Origin of the sequence: Streptomyces sp. Q6 (assembly GCF_036967205.1) — a bacterium.
Lineage (GTDB): Bacteria > Actinomycetota > Actinomycetes > Streptomycetales > Streptomycetaceae > Streptomyces > Streptomyces citrinus.
Window position 1 is genome coordinate 7,935,435 of sequence record NZ_CP146022.1, and the last position, 15,291, is coordinate 7,950,725.

At 72.5% G+C, this 15,291-nt stretch carries 16 protein-coding genes and 1 pseudogene; 5 read left to right on the forward strand and 12 right to left on the reverse strand.

Features of this window, described 5'->3' with window-relative positions; translation table 11 throughout:
• Positions 1–18: 18 nt before the first annotated feature.
• From V2W30_RS36425 to V2W30_RS36445, 5 genes are read right to left on the reverse strand one after another with little or no spacing between them, the layout of a single operon-like run.
• The gene (locus tag V2W30_RS36425) at positions 19–957 is read right to left on the reverse strand and encodes a VOC family protein (RefSeq protein WP_338702869.1); all 939 of its coding nucleotides are present in this window, start codon (positions 955–957) and stop codon (positions 19–21) included.
• Between the two features lie 12 nt (positions 958–969).
• Entirely contained in the window at positions 970–1,965 is a 996-nt protein-coding gene (locus tag V2W30_RS36430) for an amidohydrolase family protein (RefSeq protein ID WP_338702870.1), read from the reverse strand.
• Entirely contained in the window at positions 1,962–3,095 is a 1,134-nt protein-coding gene (locus V2W30_RS36435; protein ID WP_338702871.1) for an FAD-dependent oxidoreductase, read from the reverse strand. Before V2W30_RS36435 ends, V2W30_RS36430 begins: the two co-directional genes overlap by 4 nt.
• Positions 3,096–3,119: 24 nt before the next feature.
• Positions 3,120–4,082 (reverse strand): cyclase family protein, encoded by a 963-nt coding sequence (locus V2W30_RS36440; RefSeq protein ID WP_338702872.1) that lies wholly within the window; start codon positions 4,080–4,082, stop codon positions 3,120–3,122.
• A complete protein-coding gene (locus V2W30_RS36445) occupies positions 4,079–5,080 on the reverse strand; it encodes a fumarylacetoacetate hydrolase family protein (protein ID WP_338702873.1) in 1,002 nt (333 codons plus the stop codon). The genes V2W30_RS36440 and V2W30_RS36445 overlap by 4 nt, the downstream gene beginning before the upstream one ends.
• 212 nt (positions 5,081–5,292) lie before the next feature.
• Here V2W30_RS36445 and V2W30_RS36450 point away from each other — a divergent pair, with 212 nt between their 5' ends.
• From V2W30_RS36450 to V2W30_RS36460, 3 genes are all read left to right on the forward strand, one after another.
• Positions 5,293–6,195 (forward strand): LysR family transcriptional regulator, encoded by a 903-nt coding sequence (locus V2W30_RS36450; RefSeq protein WP_338702874.1) that lies wholly within the window; start codon positions 5,293–5,295, stop codon positions 6,193–6,195.
• A 253-nt stretch (positions 6,196–6,448) separates the two neighbouring features.
• Positions 6,449–6,721, forward strand: a complete 273-nt coding sequence (locus V2W30_RS36455; RefSeq protein WP_338702875.1) for a hypothetical protein — start codon at positions 6,449–6,451, stop codon at positions 6,719–6,721.
• Between the two features lie 314 nt (positions 6,722–7,035).
• On the forward strand, positions 7,036–7,851 hold the full coding sequence (locus V2W30_RS36460) for a DoxX family protein (RefSeq protein ID WP_338702876.1): 816 nt from the start codon (positions 7,036–7,038) through the stop codon (positions 7,849–7,851).
• A gap of 128 nt (positions 7,852–7,979) precedes the next feature.
• Here V2W30_RS36460 and V2W30_RS36465 read toward each other — a convergent pair whose 3' ends face one another.
• The 5 genes from V2W30_RS36465 to V2W30_RS36485 all read right to left on the reverse strand — a co-directional run bounded on the left by V2W30_RS36465 (position 7,980) and on the right by V2W30_RS36485 (position 10,996).
• Positions 7,980–8,525 carry a universal stress protein gene (locus tag V2W30_RS36465; protein ID WP_338702877.1) on the reverse strand — a complete coding sequence of 182 codons (546 nt, stop codon included), beginning with the start codon at positions 8,523–8,525 and terminating at the stop codon, positions 7,980–7,982.
• A 91-nt stretch (positions 8,526–8,616) separates the two neighbouring features.
• Entirely contained in the window at positions 8,617–8,952 is a 336-nt protein-coding gene (locus V2W30_RS36470) for a hypothetical protein (RefSeq protein ID WP_338702878.1), read from the reverse strand.
• Positions 8,953–9,099: 147 nt separating this feature from the next.
• Positions 9,100–9,990, reverse strand: a complete 891-nt coding sequence (locus V2W30_RS36475; RefSeq protein WP_338702879.1) for a universal stress protein — start codon at positions 9,988–9,990, stop codon at positions 9,100–9,102.
• A 209-nt stretch (positions 9,991–10,199) separates the two neighbouring features.
• A complete protein-coding gene (locus tag V2W30_RS36480) occupies positions 10,200–10,706 on the reverse strand; it encodes a flavodoxin domain-containing protein (RefSeq protein ID WP_338702880.1) in 507 nt (168 codons plus the stop codon).
• Complete coding sequence (locus V2W30_RS36485) at positions 10,703–10,996, reverse strand: dsRBD fold-containing protein (protein WP_338702881.1); 294 nt, start codon at positions 10,994–10,996, stop codon at positions 10,703–10,705. The genes V2W30_RS36480 and V2W30_RS36485 overlap by 4 nt, the downstream gene beginning before the upstream one ends.
• A 234-nt stretch (positions 10,997–11,230) precedes the next feature.
• Between V2W30_RS36485 and V2W30_RS36490 the strand changes: the two are divergent.
• Positions 11,231–12,333, forward strand: a pseudogene (locus V2W30_RS36490) (2-oxo acid dehydrogenase subunit E2).
• Positions 12,333–12,800 carry an OsmC family protein gene (locus V2W30_RS36495; RefSeq protein ID WP_338702882.1) on the forward strand — a complete coding sequence of 156 codons (468 nt, stop codon included), beginning with the start codon at positions 12,333–12,335 and terminating at the stop codon, positions 12,798–12,800. Before V2W30_RS36490 ends, V2W30_RS36495 begins: the two are co-directional and overlap by 1 nt.
• A 127-nt stretch (positions 12,801–12,927) precedes the next feature.
• Here the strand turns inward: V2W30_RS36495 and V2W30_RS36500 are convergent, their stop codons facing one another.
• Both V2W30_RS36500 and V2W30_RS36505 read right to left on the reverse strand, forming a co-directional pair.
• Positions 12,928–14,280 (reverse strand): phosphoribosyltransferase family protein, encoded by a 1,353-nt coding sequence (locus V2W30_RS36500; protein ID WP_338702883.1) that lies wholly within the window; start codon positions 14,278–14,280, stop codon positions 12,928–12,930.
• Between the two features lie 497 nt (positions 14,281–14,777).
• Complete coding sequence (locus V2W30_RS36505; RefSeq protein WP_338702884.1) at positions 14,778–15,290, reverse strand: hypothetical protein; 513 nt, start codon at positions 15,288–15,290, stop codon at positions 14,778–14,780.
• Between the last annotated feature and the right edge of the window lies 1 nt (position 15,291).

The window sequence follows — 15,291 nt, forward strand, 5'->3', positions numbered from 1 at the left end:
TCCCGGGGGTCGGATCGGTCAGACCGGCGGCGCGACGAACACGCCGCGGTCGACGTCGTTGAAGGATTCCTTGGCGACCATCTCGTTCATCGGGTTCGCGGTGCCCCACTGGTCGGTGACCTCGGGCTGCGAGAAGTCGTAGACGTGCGGGTGCCAGGTGTCCTCGTCCAGCAGCTCCAACTCGGTCGTGTACTCGACCGTGTTGCCGTGCGGGTCGAGGAAGTACGTGAACGTGTTGTCTCCGGCCAGATGGCGGCCGGGCCCCCACAGCTTGGTGAATCCGGCGCGCATCACGCGGCCCGAACCGCGCATGTACTCGTCGAGGCCGCGCATCTCGAAGGAGATGTGGTGCAGGGCGGTGTGCGGCCCCTTGGCCAGGGCCATCGAGTGGTGCTGGTTGGAGATCCGCATGAAGTGCATGACCTCACCCATGTGCGGCGACGACAGCGTGTCGGAGAGGCGGAAGCCCAGGTGCTGCTCGTACCACTGCCGTGTCCGGTCCAGGTCGGGGGAGTTGAGGACGACGTGGGAGAGCTTGACCGGGATGGCCTCCTTCTCCTCGATCCTGCGGTGCCGGCGCACCTCGACGTCGGCGGAGACCTCGATGGTGCGCCCGTCGACGTCGAAGAACCGGAAGCCGTAGCCGCCGCCGGGCGTGTCCACCGCGCCGGGCCGCGTGATCAACTGCACGCCCCCGGCCAGGAGTCGCTCGGCGAGCGTGTCCACGTCGGCCGCCGAGGCGGCACCGTAGGACACCAGGTCCAGGCGCTTCTCGTCGGCCTTGCGCAGCCGCACCACGTACTGCTCGGGGGAGCCCTCGGCTGCCAGGAACGAGATGCCGGAGTCCTCGGCGACCTTGGTCAGGCCCCAGACGCCGGAGTAGAAGTCGAGCTGCTTGTCGAAGTCGGGCACGGCCAGGTCGACATGGCGCAGATGGGTCAGCAGACGGGACGTCATGGTGGTCCTCCTTCAGGAGAGGTCGAGGAGCGCGGAAGCGGTGGCGCCGCGGACGGCGTCGAAGGCGGCGTCGTCCAGGCGGGCGGCGCGCAGCGCCCCGAGCGGGTCCGACGCGCCCATGTCGAAGGGGAAGTCGGAGCCGAGCAGCACCCGGTCGGCGCCCGCGACGCGCACCAGTTCGCGCAGCACGTACGGGTCGTGGACGAGGGAGTCGAAGTACAGGCGCCGCAGGTAACTGCTCGGCAGGTGGGCGCAGTGGGCGCCCGCGTCGGTGCGGGTCCGCCACGCGTGGTCGGCGCGCCCGATATGGGTCGGCAGATAGCCGCCGCCGTGCGCGGCGATGATCCGCAGGCCCGGATGGCGGTCGAGGACCCCGGAGAAGATCAGGTGGGACAGGGCGACCGCGTTCTCGGTGGGCTGCCCCACCGAGTTGGACAGGTACCACTGGTCCAGGCGCTCGTCCAGCGTGCAGCCGAACGGGTGCAGGAACAGCAGCGCCCCGGTCTGTTCGGCCCGCGCCCACAGGGGATCGAGCGCGGGGTCGGACAGCTCGCGACCGGGGGCGTGGCTGGAGATCTCCACGCCCAGCAGCCCCGCGTCGAGCGCGTGGTCGAGCGCCGCGACAGCCAGCCGCGGATGCTGGAGCGGCACCAGACCCAGACCGCGCAGCCGCGCGGGCTCGGCCGAACAGTGCGCCGCGACGGCCTCGTTGGCCAGGCGGAACACCTTCTCCGCCAGTTCCTCGTCGGCCCAGTAGTGGTAGTGCGACGGGGACGGGCTGACCAGTTGGACGTCCACCCGCTGCTCGTCCATGGCCCGCAACCGGGCCCGCACGTCGGTGAGCCGGGCGAACCGCTCCCGGATCATCTCCCCGCTGACCTTCAGAGCGGCGGGCCCGTTGCGCCGCGCGTCCAGCGCCCTGGCCTCCTCGAACCCCGGGGTACCGGCGACCAACTGCTCGACGTCGGGCAGCAGTACGTGGGCGTGGACATCGACGGTGTGCGTCACGGGCGCTCCTGCAACTGGGACATGGTGCGGGCCATCAGACCGGGCACATCGGCGTCGCGGACCCCGTCGAGCTGCCACTGCCCCAGCTGGACGGACGCCTCGACGACCGCCCGGACGCGCCCGATGCGCCGCTCGTAGTAGGCGCTCAGCAGCGCGTCGTCCCAGGCGTCGCCGCCGGTGAGCAGCTCGGCGAGGACCGCGGCGTCCTCCAGGGACATTGCCGCCCCTTGGGCGAGGGTGGGCGGGCAGCAGTGGGCGGCGTCGCCGATGAGGACCACGCGGCCGCGGTGCCAGGAGCCCTCCACCAGCATCCGGTCGAACCAGGTGTAGTTGACCTGCGCCGGGTCGGTGATCGTCTTGGTGATCTCGGGCCAGTGGCCGCCGTACGCGGAGGCCAGCCGGACCATCTCGTCGGCGTAGCTCTCGGGCGGGATCGCCGCCCGGTCCCGGTTGGCCTCCACGACGTACGCGTACAGGGTGTCCTCGCCGGTCGGACAGTACCCGGCGATGTAGGCGGGGCCGCCGTAGGCGAGGTCGGTGCGCGTGACGCCCGCAGGCCGGGGCGCGGCCACCCGCCAGATCGCCATGCCGGTGGGCTCGGGCCGGTCGGTGATGCCGATCGCGGCGCGGGTGGCGGAGCCCAGGCCGTCGGCGGCGACGACCAGGTCGTAGCGGGCCTCCCGACCGTCGTCGCTCAGCCGCACGGTGACGCCGGTGTCGTCCTGCTCCACGATCGTCGCGGTGGTGCCGAGGCGCACCGTGGCACCACTGGCGCGTACCGCCTCGATCAGGATCTGCTGCAACCTCGGGCGCCGCATGCCGACCGTCGCGGGCAGGTCGTCGCCGCCGGTGCGCAGGTCGTCCTGGACGTGCAGCACGGTGCCGTCGGGCGCGGTGATGCCGACCGAACCGAACCCGTAGCCGCTGGCGTCGATCCGGTCCCACACGCCGAGGTCGCGCAGCACGCGCAGGGCGTTGCCCTGCAAGGTGATGCCGGAGCCGGCGGTGGCGTTCCAGTCCTGCCTGGCCTCGACGAGGTCGACCGCGACGCCGGCCCGGCGCAGCAGGATCGTCAGCGCGTTGCCGGCCGCGCCGCCGCCGATCACGAGCACGTTGCGTGAGGGTGCCATGGGGGAACTCCTTTGTCCCGGTGGTTACTTGACGGCGAGCGGGTTGATCGGGGAGCCGACCGCCCCGGTGATGGGCAGCGGGGGAGCGGCGAGGAAGAACTCGTAGACGCCGTCCTCGGCGCAGTCCTCGCCCAGGGCCTCCAGGTCCCACATCTCACCGACGAGCAGCCCCATGTTGGGGATGACGACCTGGTGCAGCGGCTGGAAGGCGGCCTCGAACTCGTTGGGGCGCACCTCGAAGCCCCAGGTGTCGGTGGCGATCGCGGCGATCTCACTGGCGTGCAGCCAGCCGGCCGTGGTGAAGGACAGGCCGGGCGCGGGCCCGCCGGCGTACTCGCCCCACCCGTCACGCCGTACGCGGGCCAGCTGCCCGGTGCGGACCAGCACGATGTCGCCCCGCTCCACCTGGACGCCCTGGGCGCGCGCGGTCTCGTCGAGGTGCTCGGCGGTGATGGCGAAGCCGTCGGAGAGCTCGCCGGAGGGGCTGATCGCCCGTCCGACGTCCAGGAGCACACCGCGTCCGGCGACGTGCGCGGCCATGTGCTCGATGCCGGTGACGAGGTCGCCGTCGGAGGTGACGGTGGTCGCGGCGTCGCGGCCGTTCCACGCCTTGCCGTGGTCGAAGATGTGGCCGAGGCCGTCCCACTGCGTGGAGCACTGCAGGGGCATGGCCACCACGTCGTCCGCGCCGCCGATCCCGTGCGGCATGCCCTGCGTGCCGAGGGCCGCGTCCGAGCCGGTGTCCAGCATGGTGTGCACCGGGTTGGTGCGCCGGCGCCAGCCCCGCTGCGGGCCGTTCATGTCGAAGGACTGGGCCAGCGAGAAACTGACGCCACGACGGACGAGGGCCGCGCCCTGGAGCCGCTTGGCCTCGGTGAGGAAGTTCAGGGTGCCCAGACGGTCGTCCGCACCCCAACGACCCCAGTTCGAGAAGGACGTGGCCGCTTCGGCGACTGCGCTTTCCGGGTCGAGACGGTCGTAGGTCATGCCGACGCCTCCGCCACACAGCGCGTGCGCTGGGCGCCGAGCCCGGTGACGGTCGCGTCCATCACGTCGCCGTCGCGCAGCAGCCGGCCCCAGTGCATCCCGTTGCCGGCCGGGCTTCCGGTGAGCACCAGGTCGCCCGGCAGGAGGTGCACGGTCCGGGAGATGTACGCGATCAGCCGCGCGACCGGGAAGATCATGTCCTTGGTCGACTCGTCCTGCATCGTCTCGCCGTTCAGCTTCAACGTGACCTGGAGGTCGTCCGGCGTCGCGACGGACCCGGCCGGCACGATCCAGGGGCCGAGCGGCGTGAAGCCGGGGGCGTTCTTGCTGCGCAGCCAGTCGGTGCCGATCTGCGGCATGTCACGGCGGAAGACCGTGGCCCGGTCGGTCAGGTCGTTGGCGATCGTGTAGCCGGCCACGTGGTCCAGCGCCTGCTCCTCGGACACCTGGAAGGCGGGCCTGCCGATGACGGCGGCCAACTCCAGTTCCCAGTCGGGCTTCTCGGCCCAGGCGGGCAGCACGACGTCGTCGTACGGGCCGGTGATCGCGCTCGGCAGCCCGATGAACACGTACGGCAGGTCCTCGGCGGCCCGCCGGTCCATGATCTCGGCGGCCTCGGCGCGGGCCTCCTCCTCGCTGAGCCCGTCCGAGCCGTCCCGGTGCGCCACATGCAGATCAATGACGTGCTGGCGGTAGTTGGCTCCGGATTGCAGGACCTGACGAGGCGCGAGCGGCGCGTGCACCCGGAACGTGTCCACGGCCGGGTCGCCTTCGGACGGACGCCCGCCCAGGTCGGCGAAGGCGGCCGTGTGACGGTCCCAGTCCTCCAGCACGTCGAGCATCGTCAGCGACGGGTCGTCGAGAGCCCGGCGCAGATCCACGACGGAGCCGTCGCGCCGGATCAGCGCGGGGAACGCGTCCTGTCCGGCGGCGGAGAGAGTGCCCAGGGCGTAGGGGCCGGCGAAGAGCGCGGGGGCGGCTTCAGGTTTCACGAACATGTCCTCCTGATTGCGGTGTGCCTAATCTGGCCCCCACACCCCTGATCAGGGAAATCGATTCTGTGGATACTCTTTATCCATCGGACGAATACCCCTGGCGCCCCGCCCGAAGAAAGACCCCGAGGAAGTACCCCGAGGAAGTACCCCGAAGAGGGCCCGCGCAGAGGGCCCGCGAAGAAGGCCCGCGCAGAAGCACTCGTGAAGAAGGACTCGTGAACCTCTCCCGCCTCGACCTCAATCTCGTCATCGCGCTGCGCGCCCTGCTGGAGGAGCGCAACGTCACCCGCGCCGGGAAACGCGTCGGCCTGTCCCAGCCCGCGATGAGCGCCGCCCTGTCACGCCTGCGCCGCCACTTCGACGACGACCTGCTGGCCCGTACCGGCGGCCACTACGAGCTGACGGCCCTGGGGCAGGTCCTGCTCGAACGGACCTCCACCGCCTGCGACCTGCTGGAGCGCCTGTTCAGCAGCCAGGCCGACTTCGATCCGGCCACCGAGAGCCGCACCTTCACCCTGATCGCCTCCGACTACGCGGTGGCCGTCTTCGGCGCCGCGCTGAGCCGCCTCGTGCACACCGAGGCCCCCCACGTCAGGCTCCGCTTCACCCAGACGCCGCCGACCGTCGTCGAGGACCTCGGCGTGCTGCTCAGTACGACCGACGGTCTGCTGATGCCGCACGGTGTCGTCGGCGACATGCCCCGCACCGACCTCTTCCACGACGAGTGGGTCTTCCTCGTGGCCGAGTCCAACACCGAGGTGACGGACCACCTGACCCGGACCCAGCTCGCGCGGCTGCCCTGGGTCACCTACCAGCGCACCTACGACGCCCCCGCCGTACGGCAGTTGGCCATGCTCGGCATCGAACCGCGCGTCGAGGTCTCGGTCGACAGCTTCGCCATGCTGCCCTTCATGGTCGCCGGTACCGACCGGATCGCCCTGATCCAGAAGCGCCTGGCCACGCTGATGCACCACCACTCCGCCGTGCGCGTGGTGGCGCCGCCCTATGAGGCCGTCCCCCTCCAGGAAGCCCTGTGGTGGCATCCGCTCCACACGCACGACTCCACCCACATCTGGCTCAGGCAGGCAGCGCTGCGCGTCGCGGCGGACATGGCGTGACGCCGACCGCCGGTGCCCACGGCGACTCCGCTCGTGGGACGCCTCCGTCGACTGAGCCGATTCCTCCGCGGACGGCCACCTCGGCTCGCGGATCGAGGCGTCGTACGTCCGCCGGGAACGGCCGGAGCGGTCCGCCGCCGGCCGGTGCCCAGCGGCGCTGAGAAGGCGCCGAGCCGCTTCCCGCCTGTTCGCAGCGCAGGCCCGAAAGGTCGCGCCCCACGGCCTTTTCCCTGACCGGCAGGGGCTGTACGTCGTGCAGGTCTACGCCCTCCTGCCCGACGGCGCCGCGGCCGAGCCCCGACGCCTGGTCGCGTTCCGCAAGGTCACCCTGGCCGTGAAGACCTCCATCCTCATCGAACTCGCATTCCCTCTGGCCACGAAGACCTCCATCCTCGTCGAACTCGCCGTGCCTGGAACGGAGTTGACGGTCCGGCAGTCGAGTGGCCGGCGGCTGGTCGGCGGCACCTACACGTTCGCGGCCAGCACGGCCACTCCTCCCGCGACCTCACCGCCCGACGCGCACTAGGCATCAGCTGACCCGCCGCCCTGCCCCCTCCCGCGCATCCGGCGCCGCCACGCACAGCACGCTGGACACGCCCGGCATCCACGCCATGCGGGGCACGCCCGGCATCCACGCGAGGAATCCCTCGGCATCACCACAAGCGATGAGCCGAGGGATTCCCTCGCGGTCGCCCGGACCGCACAGTTGCGCCTACGCCACCCAGGCCCTCGACCGGTGAGGACGCGGAGCTGTCCGTCCGGGACCGGCACGCCTGTTGGGGTGCTGCGGCTTTCGCGCTCGCGGAGTTCCGCACGGCTACTCACCCGAGAGGTTCACCCATGACCGTCACGTCTCCCCAGCCGCGGCGCCTGCTCGGCCTCGCACCCGCGGACCGCCTGCGCCCCTACGCGCCCACGGTCCTGCGGACCTTCGCCGGTCTGATCATGCTCGTCCACGGACTCGACAAGCTCGTGCACGGCCCGGCCGGTTTCGGCGACTTCCTGCGCTCGCTCGGGGTGCCCGCCCCCTCGCTCATGGGCTGGGGGGTGTCGATCGGCGAGACCCTTGCCGGACTGCTGCTCCTCGCCGGGCTGCTGACCCGCCTTACCTCGGTGGTCCTGGCCGTCCATCTGACCGTGGCGATGACGCTCGTCAACGCCGACACGGGCTTCATGACTCCCCAGCAGGGGACGGCAAGCGGAGCCGGCCTGGAGTTCCCGCTGCTCCTGGTGGCCCTCCTCATCGGCCTCCTCATCACCGGCCCCGGACCACTCGCACTCGACCGGGCCCTCGGGATCGAAGGAGTTCCCGGAGCGCCCGGCGCCGCGACCACCGCACCTCGACGCCCCCGCCCGGCCGCGTCCACGCCCTCCGCTGCACGAGCAACGTCCGCCGTGCGAGCCCCCTCCGCCGTACGAGCGTCAGCCATCAGCGGGGTCATCGGCGGCGCCATCGGCGCGGTGATGAGCGCGCTGGCGAACTACCTGGTCGTGGGCCTCCCGTCCAGCGCAGGCGCCAACGCCGCGAACCACGCGGTGTCCGGGCTCATCAGCGGTTTCCTCGCGGGGTTCCTGGGCCTGCTGATGCACCGGCGCAAGTACGACGATCGCTCGGAGAGCCCCGTCGCGGGCCCCGCCGTCAGCGAGACCCGCTGAGCCCAGCATGCACACAAGTGGGGCCCAGGGGCTTGGCCCCAGGTAAATTCCTTGCCCGATACAGGAGTTGGGTCGCCCTCCGCCCTCCGCCCGTCGGGCTGAGGGAGCGGTGAGCCGAAGCGCCGCTGTCAGCCGGGCACGTGCAGCGCCGGAACGCGCGGACGCGGTCCGCCAAGGCTCGGAGTCCGGCCGAGGACGTCGAACTCGTCCTGCCGCGGCGGCGGACCGGGAGCGGGTTCCGGCACCGTGACCACGGGGCAGGGCGCTCGGCGCACGCACTCCCGGGCCACCGCGCCGCGTGCGGGGAGCGCGGGATCGTCCCGCAGCCGGTGTCCGAGGACCAGCAACAGCGCCTCGTCGACGCGGTCGATGAGGACGGGCACGGCAGGGCCCTCGGTGAGGAAGGCCCTGAGCCGCGCACCCGGTTCGGCGGCGACGACACGGGAGACGGTGGTGCCGAGCAGGCGGTCGGCCTGCTCCCGGTCGTCGGCGGCGGTGGGGCTGTCCGCGACCGGGGCGTAGGGTGCGCGCAGCGCCTCGCTCGGCTGCCAGGCGTGGACCGCGACGACGTCGGTGCGGAACAGCCGTGCCTGTCGGATCGACCAGCGCAGCGCGGCGAGCGCGCCCGGCGAACCGTCGACGCCCACGATCAGCGGGCCGTTGCCACGAGTCATCGCCTCTGTCTCCCTTCTTCCTGTTCCTTCTGCTCTTCCTGTTCTTCCTGTGAGCGGTGCGGTTTTCAGGTGCGGGGTGCGGACGGGCTGTTCAGGCGACGCGGCGAAGCTGCTGGGACTTCTCCATGGACGCCGCCTCGTCGGTCAGCTTGCGGGCGAGCCCGGCGAAGAAGTGCAGCAGTTCGCGCCAGAAGTAGCCGGCGCCTGCGATGAGGAGGCCGGTCACCGTGATGCCGATCGTGTCGTTGCGGACGGGCAGCCCCCAGATCTCGAAGAGGTCGAAGTCCACCAGCCACGCCGCTCCGACACCCAGGCCGACCAGGACGAACGCCCAGAACTCCGGGGCGCGGGAGAGGAATCGGTGGCCGATCTGCGCCACGGCCAGGACGGCGAGACCGAGAAGTGCGAGGAGTGCGAACGCGTACATGGTGTGCCTTCCTTTCCCTGATGTGCGCCGACAGGTCAGGCCTCTTCCTGCCTCCACCGTCCCCCCTCCGCGGTGCCCGGGGCAGGGACCGGTCAGCCCTTTCGAGGGCCGGGAGGCCTGGGCCCAGGGGCGCAGGCCTGCGTGCCCTCAGCCGTGCGGCGCGACGGCGACGGGGCAGGCGACATGGTGGATCACCGCGTGGGTGACCGGACCGGTGCGTGGCCCCATCCCCGCGTGGCGCGGGCCGCGCCCCACGACCAGCAGACCGGCGCCCTCGGAGACGTGGACGATCTCGTGCGCCGTCCGGGCCCGGATCACGGAGCTTCGTACAGGGACCGTCGGGTACTTCTCGCGCCATGGGCTCAGCCGGTCCGCCATCGCCGTCTCGGCCGCCTGCCGGGACGCGGCACGGACTCCCGGTACCGCGGTGTGGGCCGTGCTGTACGGCAGGTGCCAGACGTGCACGGCGTGCAGCGTCGCGGCGCGCAGGGCGGCTTCCGCGAACGCGAACGCCAGCAGCTCGTCGTAGGACTTCTCCGGCTCCAGGGCCGCCACGACGTCGCGGAAGGGCGTGCGTTCGCAGGAGGCACCGCTGTCGTGCGGGCGGTGCTCGTCCGGTGCGGTGAAGCCGGCCCGGACGAGGACGACGGGCAGCGGGGCATGGGACACGACCGACAGCGCGACGGACCCGGAGAACAGACTGCCGACACCGCTGAGCCCCTCGTTCCCGAGGACCAGCAGCTCCGCATCCTCGGCCGCGGTCAGCAGGGCCTGACGCGGTGGGTGCCGTACCTGTTCCGCGCTGACGTACACCTGCGGATAGCGCTCGCTGATCCGCTCCAGAGCACCGCGCAGCACCCGGCGGGCCCAGTACTGGGGGACGGTGAGATCGGGCGGCATGGCCTCGCCGGGCGAACCCTGCCAGGCGTGGACGAGCCGCAGCGGCAGACCGCGCCGCAGAGCCGCCCGCGCTCCCCACTCGGCGGCGGCGAGACTTTGACGTGACCCGTCGAGACCGACAACGATCGGCTTGAGCATGACCTTCGCCTCCCCGGTGGTGCTGTCACCGCGTTCGGCCGGTCCGACGCCTTCGCGTGCGGCGCCCTGCGGACCGATTCCTCGTGCGGAGGGGCTCCTGCTCCCACGGTGGCGCCGCAACGCCGTTCGCGGACAGGGGACGTGGGGCCTGTGTCCGGACCGGGTGGCCCCTGGCGTAGGCGTCAGGGACGCGCGTGGGCGGGTGGCGCTCAGCCGGCGAGCGTCTGGGCGATCGTGTCCGCCCACGCGTCGACCTCGTCCCAGTCGCGGTGGTCGCCGTAACGGCACCCCAGGAGGCGGAAGAGGATCCGTCCCCGCCGGTCGAGATGGTCCCGGCGGATCACGCCGGAGAAACGGTGGTAGCCACGCGGTTCGACGGCGTCCACGAGGCGGGCCAGCCGCGGCGGTTCGCGGCGCGTGGCCAGGCGGCGCAGGGGCCGGGGGAGGGCCGCGGCCATCCCGACGCTGAACATCCACACCGGGGTGGCGAAGAGCTGGGCCCGACGCTCCCGCACGTAGCCGGCGGCTTCCGGCAGCCACGCGCCGTCGTGCACGGCGCTGCCGAGCACGACGGCGCGCGGCGGCGTGACATCCGGAGCGGCACCGAGCGGCGTCACCGTCACGTCGAACCCGCGGCGCGTGAGCCGCTCCGCGATCCGCTCGGCGAGCGACCGGGTGGAGCCGTGGACACTCGCGTACGCGATCAGAACGGTCATGGCCACCGCCGGCCAGTGCCTGTGCGGGGCGTCGGCCCGATGGGGCCCGTCAGCTCCACGACGTCGTCCACGGCCACGTCGTGCACGCGCAGGGCCAGGTCCTCCAGGGCCCGTGCGACGGCGAACTCGTCGCCGATCTCCGGTACCGGCCGGTCGATCGGGTGACGGCGCGACACCCCGCGGCCGACGACCGTCTTGGACGAGCCCGGCGCGGTCAACTCGGCGCGGGCGCACGTCTCGTCGCCCTCCTCGATGAGGTGGATCCGAACGGCCCACTCCTTGGCGGTCATCGCGATCACCTGCCCTTGACCGGACATTCTCGTGTCTAAGAGCCCGGCGGCGCGGGCCCAATCCAGGAACGAGGAGCCCGCACGTTCATCCGTGCGCCCGACACGTCCAGTCAACTCCCCTGCCCTGGAGGAAGCATGGGCCGCCGGGGACCGACCGGGGGACTTTCGGCCCATGCGGGACGCAGCGCGCGGGCGGATGGTCGAGGGAGGAGCCGTGCGAACAGGGAGGCCGTCATGCCCTGGCAGACCCTTCGTAAGAGCGCCTCGCCCCGGGTGGCGCCGAACCTGGCCGACTACGACCGGGAACGCCGCTGGTTCACGTGGTCCAACGCCCGTGGCCAACTCCTCGGGCTGCACGGCGGGCACGGCCTCAACATCGCGTACGAGGCGGTCGACCGGCATGTCGACGCGGGCCACGGGGCGGATGTGGCGCTGCGCTGCGTCGCCCGTGACGACAGCCTCACGACGGTCACCTACGCCGAACTCGCCCTGCGCACGGCCCGGTTCGCCAACGTTCCGCGCTCCCTGGGCATCGGCAGGGGTGACCGCGTCGGCACGCTGCTCGGGCGGGGCCCCGAGCTGTACACCGTGGTCCTGGGCACGCTGAAGAACACGAGCGTGCTCTGCCCGCTGTTCTCCGCGTTCGGCCCCGAACCGGTACGCCGGCGGCCGGCGCTCGGCGACTTCCGGGTCCTGGTCACCGCCGCCGCCCTCTACCGGCGCAAGGTCACCGGCATCAGGGACGCGCTGCCCGGTCTGGAACACGTACTGATCGTGGGGGAGGGGGCCGCGGACCTGCCCGGTACCCGCTCGTACGAGGAGCTGACGGCCGCCGCCTCCCTCGAGTTCACGATCCCGCCGACCTCCGCCGACGACATGGCCCTGCTGCACTTCACCAGCGGCACGACCGCCGCGCTCGGCGTCGCTGTGTCCCTCCGGGGAGGTGGGCTGCTCACCCCCGCCCTGCACGACGCGGACACCCTGGAACTCCCCGCTCTCATGCGCCGGTTGAAGGACCTCGCCGTGCGAGCCCGCGCCGGAAGGCTGCGCGGCAGCGAACTGACCGGCGCCACCCTCACCTCGGCGAACAGGGTGTCGAGACGGTGTACGGCGTCATCCACCCGCCCCAGGTGGCCCTCGTCGGATTCGGCACCGTGACGGATCGCCCCTGCGCGGTCGACGGCCTGCTCGGTGTGCACCCGACGGTGACGGCCACGCTCAGCGCCGACCACCGGGCGTCCGACGGCGCTGTCGGCGCACGGTACCTGGCCACCCTGAACCGCCTGCTGCACCACTCGGAGGAGCAGCGAGAGGAAGCGAGAGGGAGGAGGGCGTGATGTCTGCCGTGGAGCAGGGAACGAACGAGAGCGGCACACCGCCCGTGGCGACGACCCGGCCCACTGGCGTGGAGGTGGTGTTCACGTCCGGTGAGGCGTACACGATCTCCGTGCGCGAGCACCGGCTCACCACCGATCAGCCGCTCGGATCCGGAGGCCGGGACGAAGGCCCCACCCCGGTCGAGCTCTTCGTCGCGTCGCTCGCGGGCTGCGTGGCGTATTACGCGGGGCGTTTCCTGGAACGGCACCACCTGGCGCGCGAAGGGCTTCTGGTGCGGGCGGAGTTCGACATGGCGGACGACCGCCCGGCGCGGGTCGCGGCCATCCGGGTGCGCGTCAATGTCCCCGGCGGCCTGAGCGAGGTGCGGCGGGCGGCCCTGCACGCCGTGGTGCGGCACTGCACCGTGCACAACTCGCTGCGACAGCCGCCCGAGGTCCGGGTGGACGTCGTGGACGTCGGCGACTGACCCCCCCCGCGACTCTCGGGCGCCCTCGGGAGTCTCGGTGTTCGGGGATCCGACGAGGTGGTACGCCTGGCTGCGCCCCGGGACACCCGTCCCGGGGCGCAGCCCGCGCGCACGATCGGTGTCGCGGTCATGCCGACCGGGCCGACAGGAGCGGCCGGACCTCGGCGAGCGCCGGGGCGGTGGCGAGGTGGCCGGTGAACCAGTCACGGGCCAGTTCGGCCGCCGCGGCCAGCGCCCCGGGCTCCGTGAACAGGTGGGTGGCGGCCGGGATCACGGCCAGCCCGCAATCACCCGTCAGCCAATCCGCCGCGAGGCGGTTGACGCTGAGCATCCCGGGATCCTGGCCCCCCACGATCAACAGGACAGGCGCGCGGACCTGGGCCAGTGCCGTACGACTCGCCAGATCGGTGCGGCCGCTGCGTGCCACGACGGCGAGGATGTCGCTGTCCGACACTGCGGCTGCCTCCAGGGCGGCCGCCGCGCCCGTCTCCGCACCGAAGTAGGCGACGGGCAGGGTGACGTGATGACGTAGCCAGAGCGTGGCGGCGTGCAGCCGGTGGGCGAGGAGGCGGATGTCGAAGACCGCGCCGCGCTCCTGGTCCTCCTCCTCGGTGAGCAGGTCGAGCAACAGGGTGCCGAGACCGGCCCGGTTGAGGGTGGCGGCGGTGTACCGGTTGCGGGGGCTGTTCCTGCCGCTGCTGCCGGCCAGCGCGAACACCACCACCGCCTGCGCGGTGTCCGGCACCGCGAGCTGCGCCGCGAGCCGTACGCCCGCGACGGAGACCGGCAGCTCCCTGCTCGGGCGCGCGGGATCGGGCTGGACGGTCAGCCGCGGCGCGGGCGCCAGGCGCGTGGCCTGCTCGAGCAGCCGCCGCACGTCGTCGTCGGAGACCTGGCTGAAGTCGTCGTACCAGGCGCCGATCGAACCGAGATGCTGCACGGACTGGAGACAGAAGAGATCGTCGGTGATCCGGCGCAGCCGCTCGACGACGGACATCGGAGCGACGGGAACGGCGAGGACGACCTCGCCCGCACCACGCCGGCGGGCGGCGAGACAGGCGGCCTGCGCGGTGGCGCCGGTGGCGCACCCGTCGTCCACGATCACGGCCGTGTGCCCGGTCACCGGCACCGGGGCCCGGATCGCGCGGTGGTGCAGCACCTGCTCGTCGAGTGCGGCCCGTTCGGCGTCCTCGACGGACGCGCGCACCGTCTGCGTCAGGCCCGTACGAAGGATGACGTCGTCGTTGAGCACCCGGACCCCGTCCTCGCCGATGGCACCGAACGCCAGCTCCGGCTGCCACGGCACGCCCAGTTTGCGGACGGCGAGCACGTCCAGCGGCGCGCCCAGCTCCTGGGCCACTTCGAAGGCGAGCGGTACTCCGCCGCGTGTCAGCCCCAACACGATCGCATGCCGCCCGCGAAGGAAGTCCAGATGCCAGGCCAGCCGTCGCCCGGCTGCCCTACGGTCGTCGAAACGCATGGCGCGCCGTCCTTCCACCCGTCCCACCGAGGGGCCGTCCGACGGTCAACCGACCTGCCGCGGCGGGGAGTTGTTGCCCTTCCTCCCATTGCAGCGCGCGCCGCCGCCCGCGGCAGGAGGCAGTCGGTCCCCGCCCGGGACCAATCGGCCCCGAGCCGGGCCCCTCGCCCCATTCTTCGCAGGTCACGAGAGCGAAAGGCTGGAGGAGAGAGCAGAGCGGACCGGAGCGGAGCCGGGGCTGTGTGGGGCGGGAGGGCCGACATGTCACTGCGTACGAAGGGGCGGCCCGGCAGGCGCCCTCACCTGAGCCACTTCAGCCCGGGCCACCGGGAAGACCGGGATCGGCGAGCGCGACAGGAGTCCCGCACCCTGCGCCTGGTGCTGCCCCGTGCTCCGCACCTCACCACCCCGTCCAGCGCCCCCGGTTCCGGGCCCGCCCCCGACCCCGTCTTCGTCGACGCGACCGGCCGACGCGGGCGAGCCGTACGCCGCCTCGTCTACGGCGCCGCGGCCCTGTGTGTCGCGTACACGACCGTGCTGGTCCTCAGCTTCATCGGGGCGACGCCGTTCGCCCCGCGTTCCGTGCTCCCGATCCCCGGTGTGCCCTCCAGCGAGCCGGGGACCGTGCAACGGGTACCGCCGGACAGGCCCGCGAGTCCGGCGACACCGGCCGCGACGCCTACGGACATACCCGCCCCGCAGCCACCCCTGCCACCACCGTCGGAGTCGGGCACCGCCTCGACCGGCGGCGCCCCGCCCCCGCCCGCTACGACGACGATCCCGCCATCGGGGTCGACACCTCCGACTCCCACGGCCACTCCCACCAGACCGCAGCCGTCGACGCCGTCCGGCACGCGTACGAGCCCCGGTGGTTCGGGCAGCGGGCCGACCGGCAGCACGAGCCCGTCGGCCTCCACCGGCACTCCCGGAGACATGGCGACGCCCGACACGACCGCGCCCGACGCGCCCACCGCGTCGCCGCTCGCGGCGACGACACCGACCGGGAACACC

Bases quoted from the DNA above. Each gene is read 5' to 3' on its own strand.
- V2W30_RS36425 (WP_338702869.1), bottom strand. From the start codon at position 957: ATGACGTCCCGTCTGCTGACCCATCTGCGCCATGTCGACCTGGCCGTG.
- V2W30_RS36435 (WP_338702871.1), bottom strand. From the start codon at position 3,095: ATGGCACCCTCACGCAACGTGCTCGTGATCGGCGGCGGCGCGGCCGGC.
- V2W30_RS36440 (WP_338702872.1), bottom strand. From the start codon at position 4,082: ATGACCTACGACCGTCTCGACCCGGAAAGCGCAGTCGCCGAAGCGGCC.
- V2W30_RS36445 (WP_338702873.1), bottom strand. From the start codon at position 5,080: ATGTTCGTGAAACCTGAAGCCGCCCCCGCGCTCTTCGCCGGCCCCTAC.
- V2W30_RS36460 (WP_338702876.1), top strand. From the start codon at position 7,036: ATGACCGTCACGTCTCCCCAGCCGCGGCGCCTGCTCGGCCTCGCACCC.
- V2W30_RS36465 (WP_338702877.1), bottom strand. From the start codon at position 8,525: ATGACTCGTGGCAACGGCCCGCTGATCGTGGGCGTCGACGGTTCGCCG.
- V2W30_RS36470 (WP_338702878.1), bottom strand. From the start codon at position 8,952: ATGTACGCGTTCGCACTCCTCGCACTTCTCGGTCTCGCCGTCCTGGCC.
- V2W30_RS36475 (WP_338702879.1), bottom strand. From the start codon at position 9,990: ATGCTCAAGCCGATCGTTGTCGGTCTCGACGGGTCACGTCAAAGTCTC.
- V2W30_RS36480 (WP_338702880.1), bottom strand. From the start codon at position 10,706: ATGACCGTTCTGATCGCGTACGCGAGTGTCCACGGCTCCACCCGGTCG.
- V2W30_RS36485 (WP_338702881.1), bottom strand. From the start codon at position 10,996: ATGACCGCCAAGGAGTGGGCCGTTCGGATCCACCTCATCGAGGAGGGC.
- V2W30_RS36495 (WP_338702882.1), top strand. From the start codon at position 12,333: ATGTCTGCCGTGGAGCAGGGAACGAACGAGAGCGGCACACCGCCCGTG.
- V2W30_RS36500 (WP_338702883.1), bottom strand. From the start codon at position 14,280: ATGCGTTTCGACGACCGTAGGGCAGCCGGGCGACGGCTGGCCTGGCAT.